Genomic DNA, 11,826 nt, shown 5'->3' with positions numbered 1-11,826 from the left:
AGGGTGCAGATATTTCACTTACAAAAGTCGAGTGGTACGAATTGTATCGTTCTGCAGGGAATATGTTACCTTAGACTTACTAGAAAAACACGATTGAAATTCTATCAAACGTGTTTTTTTTTGTTAGATTTTAGACATAAAATGAAATAAGTTTTATAAACTAGCCAATTATCCTTATATACTTTAATGATAAGAGTTTATAGAGGTGATTGTAATAATAAGACAAGATTGTTAAATTGGTGAAATTATCTAATATTCTTTGAACAAACCCAAAAACAGTGATAAAATTTCTATATGTAAATGAATAAATGTATTTTAGATTACTGTTTTATTAGTAATTAAACACTGACCCGATTTTCTACTATTGATATATAGTGCTTAATAATGAGAGCCAAGGGGATAAGATTATGAATCGTAAGTTTCTAAAGTCAAAGGTTAGAAGATATTTTTCAGTATTACTAACAGTTTGTATGTCTTTGAGTATGTTTTTACCAATTACACCATTAAGTGCAGAAGAAACTCCTAGTGATCAAACATTGCTAGGTTTTGCTGTATTAGAAGAGACAATTCAAAAACAATATGTACATGTAGGTACTCCACTAAAACAATTGAACTTGCCTACAAGCTTGCAAGCAAGAGTAGAAAAAGTAGTAGAGACAGAAGAAGTATCTACTAATCCATTAAAAGATGAAACACTTTCATTGTTTGATGATAGTACAGTACAAAGTAATGCAGATATAGAAACAACAATGGATTCAATAATCGTTGATAATGTTACTTGGACTAGTGATCCAGTTTATGATGGTACAGTTGAAGGCACAACTATTTTTACAGCGCAATTACCTCAAGGGTATACTTTAGGTAGTGATGTAGTAGTACCTCAAATTACAGTTGTAGTAGAACCTCAACAACTATCACCTATAGATAATGTGATAGTACTTATTGATGCTTTACCTACTCTTGATGAATGGACATCTATGAATGACATAGATGCACAAAACATAATGATTAAAGTAATAGAATGTAAGAATGCATTTAATGTATTAAGCGATGAAGATAAATTATTAATAGATGATACAAGGAAGATTAAGCTAAATGAACTCATAGAATTAGCAGACCAATTATCAACTGTAATGCCAATGGAGATAGTACCTGCTTCGGGAACTTCGGGTTCATGTGCATGGACTATTGATGATCAAGGAACGATGACTATTGGACCGACAACGGAAGGTAGTTGTACGCTTGATAGTTATTATGTTTCCAGTGCCGAAAGTCCTAGACCATGGTCATCACAATATGGATCAATAAAAAAAGTAATAGTCGAATCAGGAGTTAAGGCGGCAATGAATTCATCTTATCTATTTTCTCGCTTAACAAACTGTACAGAAATGGATTTAAGTGGACTTGATACATCTAGTGTTACGAGTATGGATGCATTATTTTATGAGTGTAAAAATTTATCTAGAATAAATCTATCTAGTTTCAAAACGTCTGAAGTAACTTCCATGAGGAGCATGTTTAATAGTATGGAAAAACTTGAAGAACTAGATTTAAATAGCTTTGATACAAGTAAAGTTACAAATATGGATAATATGTTTTCGAACAGTTTGGTACTCAAAAAAATAACATTTGGTAGCTTTAACACGAGCAGTGTGATAACAATGAGGGGTATGTTTTATAATTGTCAGGGACTCATAGAATTAGACTTAAAAAGTTTTGATACAAGTAATGTTACAGAAATGCAGAGCATGTTTGAAACTTGTATCAGTTTAGTAAAGCTTAATTTTGGCACTAATTTTAAAACTAATAAGGTAACAAGACTTGAAATGATGTTTAGTGGATGTGCAAAATTACAAGAACTAGATTTACGTGGGTTTGAGATAGATAACAAGGCGGATATGTATTATATGTTTCGAGGATGTAGTGCGTTAGAAAACCTACAGTTAAGTGATAAATTTGTAACTAGTAATGCGATTAATATATATGGTATGTTTTTAAGGTGTTCAAAACTTAAAACTCTTGATTTAAGTCATTTTGACACTACTAATGTTACAAATTTAAGTTCCATGTTTTCTTCTTGTTCAAGTCTTAAAACTCTAGATTTAAGTAATTTTGACACGAGTAAAGTTAAAACAATGAAATCTATGTTTGAAGGTTGCAGTTCATTAAGTGAATTAAATGTGACAAATTTTGACCTTAGCGCAATTGAACTAGACTATTCCAATGCATCTGGTTTAACTTCAATGTTTGAAGGTTGTAGCAGTTTAGAATCGATGGATATAAGCAAGTTCAATGTTACGAAGATAACAGAATTAACGAATGCTCCATTTACGAATATGTTTAAAAATTGTTCGAGTCTTAAAGAACTAATAGTTAGTGCTACACCATGGAATGTTAAGTCAAGCGTTAACATGTTTGGTAGTTACCCTGCAGAACGTTCTCTTAAATTTGTTGATGCTAGTGGTAATCCGTTAGATGAAACTGGTTTAAAAACTGCTATTGAAAATTATAAAGTGGTTGAAGATGGTAATACTGCTGATCATTTGTGGTATGGATGGATGATTTATGATGCTAGATTTCAAGCAAATGTGCAAATACTAAAAGATGGCGTCGCTTATAGTGGTTTAACTGTAGGTCTTGACAGTGATGTTGATTCCAAATGGTATTTGCTATCATATGCGAATGATTTGTATACTAAAAGTGGCATTGAACCAGGTACTTATTCTGTATTTAGTCAAGGATTTGATACTGGAATAAAGGTTAGTGATAATACTAAAGTAACAATTAATTATTACACAACAACTTATAAAGTAGGGAATGATACCTCTAAGACTGTTGTATCTCTAAAGGGTGATAAACTAACTACACCTACGGCACCAACCAAACAAGGTTATACATTTGATGGATGGTATAAGGGAGAAATTAAGTGGAATTTTACTACAACAGATACAGTAAGTGAGACGCAAACTCTTGAAGCAAAATTCAAACCTAATACTAATACAAAATATGTTGTTAAGCATTGCAAACAAGATTTGGAAGGAAATTATCCTGAAAGTTTAATAACGACTTCAGAATTAACTGGAACAACAGACGCAAGTATAACACCTCCTGTGGAAACATATGAAGGGTTTACGGCACCTACAACACAAACAGTCACAATTGCAGCTGATGGGACAACAGTTGTAACTTATAAATACACGCGTAATAGTTATACATTAACTTGGGATGCTGCAAAAGGTACGCTAACAGGTGGAACATCATCTGGTAGTACTAAATTTGAAGCACCGATAACTGAGCCAACCGCAGCAAGAGAAGGATATACACATGATGGTTGGGATAAGTTAATTCCTACTACTATGCCTGCAAGTGATCAAAAATTCACTGCAAAATGGTCAGACATAACAAATCCTACAATAACTGCAACATTACCTACTGTTCCAACAACAGGGTGGTTTACTTCGGATACAACAATTACACTTGCTTACGGTGATAATGAAGCAGTAACAAAATTATATGTAAAAGTAGATACAGGGAACTATGCTGAGATTACTGGATTTTCAAATGCAACGTATGCATATAATGTGAGTACAGAGGGTACACATAGTTATATATTTAAGGCAGAGGATGCAGCAGGAAAAACAACAGAAACTGCAGCTATCACGGTTAAGTTAGATAAGACAGTGCCAACCATAACAAAAGCAATATCTAATAATGTAGCTGAGACGTCTGCTGATATAGTACTTCAAGTATCTGAGTCAGGAGATATGTATTATGTAGTTAATCCAACATCAGTGCCAAGTGCAAGTGATGTAGTTACGAATAATAATAAAGTGGCAATAGTTGCATCAACGGATAAAACAATACCATTAACTAATTTAGATAAAGGATCAGTACAAAAAGTCTATTTAGTTACTAAAGATATTGCTGGAAATTTATCAGTGGTAAAAGAAGTGAAATTTGCAACCTTGCAATCTGCACCAGTTATTGATTTAGCTGGGTTAGATGTCGAATATGCAAAAGAAACAATTACTGTTCCTGAAGGTATGGAAGTTTATACAGACCCAGATGATCCAAATGGTAGTAAGTTAACACCTGATAGTAATAATATGGTTGCATTTACTCCAGGGACAATAATTTATATTCGATATCCAGAAAAAGGTACAGGTGATGATAAAATTCCAGCTGGAACACCAACGGAAATAACAATGCCAAGTCGACCAGTAGCACCAAGTACTAATACGCCAACAATTGAGAAAGATAAAGTAACTATTGAACTAAGTGAAAATCAAGAGTGTGTAATTGTAAAAAAAGGTGAGACTCCTACATGGGATAATCCAAATACGGATGGTAAGTTTACTGGCTTGGATAAGAATACAGAGTATGATATTTATATTAGAGATAAAGCAACAAATAATTCCTTTTCTTCTGATACGAGTAAAGTTGAAGTAAAGACATTAGTAGAAATTACTACGCCAATAACAACTGGTACAAGTGAGAGTAATACAGTGATTACGCCAACATTGAGTAATGACAAAACTAAGGTTATATATAAAGGCGAGTACGATAAAAACTCAACACCATCTATTATTATTGGTGGAGTAACTATTGCTCCTACAATGACATGGGATGATAAAACAGGTAAAGGTACCTGGGTCTATGAGTATGTGATTAAGCCAAGTGATAAAACAGTTAGTGCAGAGATTAAGTTTAATACACGTAAAATAACTAGTTTGTCTACTACAGATAGTTCAATGTTTGCGGATAATAGTAGTAATACAAGTAATGATGAAATCAAAAAATGGTTAGAAACAAATCAAAAAGTAACAGGTACTTTTGATAATAAGACAACAGATGATGTGAGTGCTAAGGTTAGTTATAGTACTACGGATACATTTGATATAAAGGGTAAAGTATATACTTATAAGGCTACAATGGATAGTGTAGAAATATCTTTAAAAATGACTGTAGTTTCTATTGATGCTACTTTTACACAATTAGTTGAGAAAGAATTTGTTGTAAGACCAAATAGTAAATATACTTATGATGAATTAGGTTTACCTGAGACGATATCTATTGTTTATAAAGGTACAGGGTATACAGATAAAACTGAGTCAATAAAGATTACATGGACCAATGATATACCAACGGATTTTGGTAAAACAATAAGTAATCATACATTTGAAGGTAAACTAACACTTCCTAATTGGGCTAATGGTACAAGAGATATTAGTATAGTAGTTAAAATTGTAAATAAGCTAGTGTTAAAAGATGATCAAATAACAGTAACTATGAATGGGTGGACATATGGAAATACAGAGAGTACACCGAGTAGTAGCTTAGCAGTAACTGATACTAATGGTAGTTATAAGTATAGTTATAGCAGTGATAATCGTTTAACATGGAATACTAATTTACCTAAATCTAATTTAGGTATTACACCGGCTGGTGCATATTCTGTAAAGATGGAATATGAAGGTGATAACTATAAAGGAGAAAAGATAGTTGATTTTACAGTTGGGCAAAGAGTAATAACGGTAAAAGCAAATGACTTAAGTATGACGGTTGGTGGAACATTGCCTACGTTAACAATTAGTTATAGCGGATTTGCAGGAACAGATAAAAAAGAAAGTTTAATTACTGCTGATGCAGTTATTACTTGCCAAGGTACTGGAAGTAGCATAGGAAGTTATCCAATTACATTTGCTAGTGATGCAACACTAAATAATACTGATGGGAAAAACTATTCACTAATACATGTGGATGGAAAACTACAGGTAAAAGATGTTGAGAAGAATAATGGAACTGATGTTGAGGTGGTTGAAACACCAAAACCTGAAGAAACAAAAAAACCAGTGAATACGGAGAAACCAACTACTGAATTACCAAAGGGTGAACATGTAAACAATGTAGAAGCTAAATTGGTAGATGGTAAGATACAAGTAAATCAAGAGGATTCAAAAGTAGAAACTGGTAAATCAACCTCAACAAGTAATGATATTGAATCAACAGTATTGAATGTAGGTAAAGGTGCAGTTATTGTAACGGTATCTGAACAAGATGGAAAACGAATGGCAAGAGTAGATGATACAATTGCGGTTGCGAATTCTGTACTATCAAATGAAGAAAAAGAATTAGTTAATGATGGAGAAATCATTGAGATACGTATTGATGTAAAAGATAATACAATGAATACGCCAGAAGATGATAAAACGGTTGTACAAGAAGGAATTAATGCGGCACAAACAGATATTCCTAATTTAGAACTTGGACAATATGTAGAAATATCCTTATTTATTCGAGTAGGAAACAGGGATTGGAATGAAATTAATGAAACTGATGAACCATTAATGATTACCATAAATATTCCAGAAGAAATAAGAAATCGAGGAACACAATTCTATGTAATACGAGCACACAATGGAGAGTATACAGTGTTGGAAGATATGGATGATAATCCAGCGACAATAACAATCAACACTGGATTATTCTCGACATATGCAATTACATACCAAAAGAATATAGAACAAATTAGTAATGCTGTAGTAGATACACCAGCAGATCAAGGAACACAAGATTCATTTTGTTTAATTGATTGGATTACAGGTGGACGTACAGGTTTTAATTGTTCATGGTGTTGGATGGTAATAGTGGCTTTATTATTAGCTATTCTTGGTTTCATGGGATGGCGATTTAGTAAAAAAGAATCATAAAAATTGGTTGTTTAGAAAATGAATAACCTAAAATTTGCATTTTTCTACTTGGAGGATTGACGTTTATATATTTATAAACTCAATCCTTTTTACCAAGTATTAACAAATACAAATTATAATTTATATTTAAATTTAGTGTTATGGTTGGAATTATTAATTCATAAAACTTAGATATTTGATCTGAAATTAATAATAACTAGAAATAGGGATTAAAAGAATCAATCTGTTAAAATCAAATAATTGTAGAAATATCTTCAATAGTTAGAATAAATAGAAGTAGTAGTGATCATCTGTAGGATGACCACTATTTTAAAATTTGGTAAATTTTTTATAAAGAGAATGGATTAGATAAAAAGGTTAAATAGAATTTAGATTTTATTTATTAAGTAAACCGAAATTATATGACAGATTCATGAAATATTTGGTTCTTAATTGATGACAGCTACGAAAAATATTCTTGAATCAAACTTGTTTAGATTTGCTAGGATAAATATTCAAAAAGATATTTGCAATTTCAATAAATGATTCTTTCATACTGATAATCATTCATTTCTTAGTGGCAAAGATTTATTCGTAAATCGACATAACAAAAAAAGGACACAGTAGAACGATTGATATTCTTGGATTCTTTGTAAGAAACTTCACCAATGACGATGATAAGGAAATAATAGCAACTGTCCAATTTAACTTAATAATCTACGATAAATAAATATAGAGTTGACAGCGCTTTCACTTGGTGCTAACATATGCTCAAGGATTGTTACTGGTAATGCAGGCTATACCGCAAAAAGCTTTATTTGGCTCGAGCAGTATAGCTTTTTATGTTTTAAGGGGGGATAAGGGAATGAAGATTCAAAAGGTCATCAACAACAACTTGGTAAGATCGTTTAATGAAGTTGGGACAGAAGTCTTAGTTATGGGATGTGGATTAGGATTTAAGAAACAAATTAATGATGATATTGATGAAAGCTTAATAGAAAAGATTTATATAATATCAAATAAAACGATTGAAAGTAAGCTCGCAGAATTGTTCGAAAATATCCCAGTAGAACATATTCGCGTAGCGAACATGATTATTGAGTATGCAAAAAAGACCCTAGATAAAGAACTAAAAGACAATATTTATATTACATTAACAGATCATATTGATTTTGCGTTGGAAAGACTTTCTAAAGGATTACCATTAAAAAATGCACTTTTGTGGGAAATTAAAAACTACTATCATAGTGAATATTTAGTGGGAAAAGAAGCAATTGAAATTGTGAAAAGAGAGTTAGGATTCTCTTTGCCTGAAGATGAAGCAGGATTTATAGCTTTTCATTTAGTGGAAGCTAGTATTAATAATGCGACAGATGATTATGTCAAGAAAGCAATGGCAATAATTCAAAATGTTTTGAATATAGTTAAATATTATTTTAGTATCGACTTTGATGAAAATTCATTAACTTACGAACGCTTTTTAGTTCATTTGAAATTTTTTACTGAACGTATTTTAAATAATAATATTGATTCTCCTGAAGTGGATGACAATCTATTTGAATTAGTTAAGAAACAATTTCCAAATGAATATGCATGTACCTTGAAAATACAAAAATATTTTTTAGAATCAATGAAAATAAGGATACCAGAAAATGAATTAACTTACTTAACGATTCATATTAAGAGAATAACAGAAAAGAAAAAAGGAGAGAAAAATGAATAACAAAGAACTAGCTAAAGTTATCATTGATAATGTTGGTGGCGAAAGTAATATAAAACAATTAAGCCATTGCTTCACGCGTTTAAGATTTACATTAAGTGATGACAAAAAAGCAAATATAAAAGTTTTAGAAAGTACACCAGGTATTTCTGGAGTAGTAACAAAGGGTGGACAATTCCAAGTAGTTATTGGATCAGAAGTTGGAAATGTTTATAGAGAAATAAATAATTTAGTCGATATTACAGAAGATGAATTGGATTTAGGAAACAATGAAAAGAAAGAGAAGCTTTCGTTATTTGATAAATTTGTGGATATTATTCAAGGTATCTTTACACCGATATTAGCGCCGCTAACTGCTGCAGGTATGCTAAAAGCAGTATTAGCAGTTATTGTAGCTTTTAAGTGGATAGATAAAGCTTCATCATCTTATCAAGTAATAAATTTTATGGCAGACGCAACATTTTATTTCTTGCCTATCTTGTTAGCAAATTCGGCTGCAAAGAAATTTAAATGTAATCCATATTTAGCGATGATGCTTGCAGGTATGCTGCTACATCCTAATTTTACCGCAATGGTTACAGCAGCTAAAGAAGGTGGTATGGCAGTTACAATCTTTGGACTACCAATCTACAATGCGACTTATTCATCATCAGTAATACCTATTATATTGGGTGTATACTTGATGTCTAAAGTAGAACCTATTGCAGATAAAATATCACCTAAAGCAATTAAATTCTTTACACGTCCTTTGATTACAATGTTCGTTGTTGGCGTTGCTACACTGTGTGTATTAGGTCCAATAGGATACATTATTTCTAATTTTATTGCAACTTGTGTTAATACATTAAATAGTTATGTTGGGTGGCTTGTACCTACAGTAATGGGTATTGTAATGCCATTGCTTGTTATGACAGGAACTCATCATAGTATTACGCCAATTGGAATAAATAATCGTATGACAATGGGTTATGACACAATCGTATATCCAGGGCAACTTGCATCCAATGTTGCACAAGGTGCTGCTGCTTTAGCTGTATCAATTAAAACAAAAAACTCTGAATTAAAACAATTATGTTCTGCAACAGGAATCACAGCGGTATGTGGAATTACTGAACCAGTTTTATTTGGTGTAACAATGAAAATCAAAACGAATTTAATTGCTTCGATGATCGGTGGAGGAGTCGGTGGATTATTCTTAGGTGTACTAGGAATTAAAAATTTCTCTGGTGGATCTCCCGGGTTATTAACATTGCCAAGTTATATTAGTACAGATGCGCCAATGAGTAATTTTTATTTGGCTTGTGCAGGTGCTGCGATTGCTTTTGTTGTAAGTTTTGCAGTTTCATATTTCTTATATAAAGAAAAGAAAGAAATCAATGCAGATAGTGATGTTCTATTAAACAGTGATAATCAAGCGGTTAGCGACATTTTAATTCAACCAATAAAAGGTGAAATTCAAGATTTATGTGAAGTAAAAGATGAAACATTCTCAAAAGAATTAATGGGAAAAGGTGCTGCGATTATACCTACTGAAGGAAAAGTTTATTCACCAGTAGATGGAGAAGTATTTAATATATTTAGAACAAAACACGCAATCTCACTAAAATCAAATAAAGGAGCAGATATCATTATTCATGTTGGATTAGACACTGTAAAACTTGATGGCAAGTACTTTAACGCTATTGTTAAGAACGGAGATCATATTAAAAAAGGTGATTTACTTCTTGAGTTTGATATTGAAAAAATAAAAGAAGAAGGATATGATTTGACCACTCCAGTCGTTGTGGTTAATGCAAATGATTTTAAATCAATTAAACACACAAATAAGAATTCAGAATTTATTGTTTTAGAAGCATAAATGGTAAATCAAAATATCACTTTAATGAAGGAGAATAAAATGGGTAAATTTTTATGGGGCGCATCTACCAGTGCATATCAAGTTGAAGGTGGATGGAATCAAGATGGAAAAGGTCCTTCGATTCAAGATGTAAGAAGTGTACACGAAGGGACCGCAGATTTTACAGTTTCAAGTGATCATTATAATCGCTTTCGTGAAGATGTTTCATTATTTAAAGAGTTAGGGTTAAATGCTTATCGCTTTTCCATAGCATGGACGCGAATTCTACCTGCTGGATATGGTGAAATAAATAAACAGGGAGTACAATTTTATCATGATTTGATTGATGAATTATTAAAAAATAATATTGAGCCAATTGTCACAATTTATCATTTTGATTTACCAGCTGAACTAGATAAGATTGGCGGTTGGGGTAATAGGAAAGTTATCGATTATTATTTAGAATTTACGCGAATTTTATTCAAGGAATATGGTGCTAAAGTAAAATATTGGATTTCAATTAATGAGCAAAATTCGATGGTTCTTTATGGTGGTGCGATGGGTACGGGACAAAGAGATAAAAAGACACTTTATCAAGAAAGTCATCATATGTTCTTAGCACAGGCAAAAGCAATTAAACTATGTCATGAGATGACTGATGGGAAAATTGGACCTGCATTGAATATTGCGCATATTTATCCTAAAACATGTAATCCATTGGATGTTTTAGCTGCTCAAAACTTTGAAAGTTTACGTAACTATCTATACATAGATATTCCAGTCTATGGAAGATATAATACAAACGCATGGAACTTATTAAACAAAATGGGATGCCAACCGACAATTGAAGATAAAGATTATGAAATTCTTGCGAATCAAAATCCAGACTTTGTTTCGATTAATTATTATTGTTCGAAAACAGTTGAACACTCGACTGAAAATGAATGTAAATCTCAAGAGGGTGATCAAGAAGTAGCGAATGTTGAAAGTGGTATTTATAAAGGTGGTAAAAATGAATTCTTGCCAAATACAGAGTTTGGATGGCAAGTTGATCCTGTTGGATTTAGAATTACTCTAAAAGATATTTACGAAAAATATCACTTGCCAATAATGATAAGTGAAAATGGATTAGGTGCATTTGATGTATTAGAAGATGATATGAAAATTCATGATCAGTATAGAATCGATTACTACAAAACACACATAAATGAAATGCAAATAGCAAGAGAAGAAGGCGTTGATGTATTCTCTTACTGTCCTTGGTCAGCAATCGATTTGATTAGTACACATCAAGGATTCAAAAAGAGATATGGATTCATTTATGTTGATCGTGATGAATTAGATTTGAAAACTTTAAATAGATATAAGAAAGATAGTTTTTATTGGTATAAGAAAGTTATAGAATCTGATGGCAAAGAATTATAAGCATTAAGAGGAAGAAAAAAAATATGTACCCTAGTTAAGTATGAATTAACTAGGGTTTCTTTATTTAGTCTGACTACTTAAATAAACAACCAAAGAGATGAACAAATGAAAAAACACAATGAACGAATTCATTGTGCCTTTCAAAGGAATAAAAT

4 protein-coding genes are annotated in these 11,826 nt (G+C 31.8%); all 4 read left to right on the top strand.

Annotated features, from left to right (window positions below; genetic code table 11):
* Positions 1-407: 407 nt before the first annotated feature.
* The 4 genes from RR430_RS07845 (at position 408) to RR430_RS07830 (ending at position 11,671) form a co-directional block, all read left to right on the top strand.
* Positions 408-6,710, top strand: a complete 6,303-nt coding sequence (locus RR430_RS07845) for a BspA family leucine-rich repeat surface protein (protein ID WP_332508886.1) — start codon at positions 408-410, stop codon at positions 6,708-6,710.
* Between the two features lie 844 nt (positions 6,711-7,554).
* The gene (gene licT / locus RR430_RS07840) at positions 7,555-8,412 is read left to right on the top strand and encodes a BglG family transcription antiterminator LicT (RefSeq protein WP_332508884.1); all 858 of its coding nucleotides are present in this window, start codon (positions 7,555-7,557) and stop codon (positions 8,410-8,412) included.
* On the top strand, positions 8,405-10,267 hold the full coding sequence (locus RR430_RS07835; RefSeq protein ID WP_332508883.1) for a beta-glucoside-specific PTS transporter subunit IIABC: 1,863 nt from the start codon (positions 8,405-8,407) through the stop codon (positions 10,265-10,267). The genes licT and RR430_RS07835 overlap by 8 nt, the downstream gene beginning before the upstream one ends.
* A 39-nt stretch (positions 10,268-10,306) precedes the next feature.
* Complete coding sequence (locus RR430_RS07830; RefSeq protein WP_332508881.1) at positions 10,307-11,671, top strand: glycoside hydrolase family 1 protein; 1,365 nt, start codon at positions 10,307-10,309, stop codon at positions 11,669-11,671.
* The last annotated feature ends 155 nt before the right edge of the window (positions 11,672-11,826 follow it).

The sequence above is a fragment of the Anaerorhabdus sp. genome (genome assembly GCF_036641015.1).
Taxonomy (GTDB): Bacteria; Bacillota_I; Bacilli_A; order Erysipelotrichales; family Erysipelotrichaceae; genus Anaerorhabdus.
This window is presented reverse-complemented; position numbering and strand designations above follow the sequence as displayed.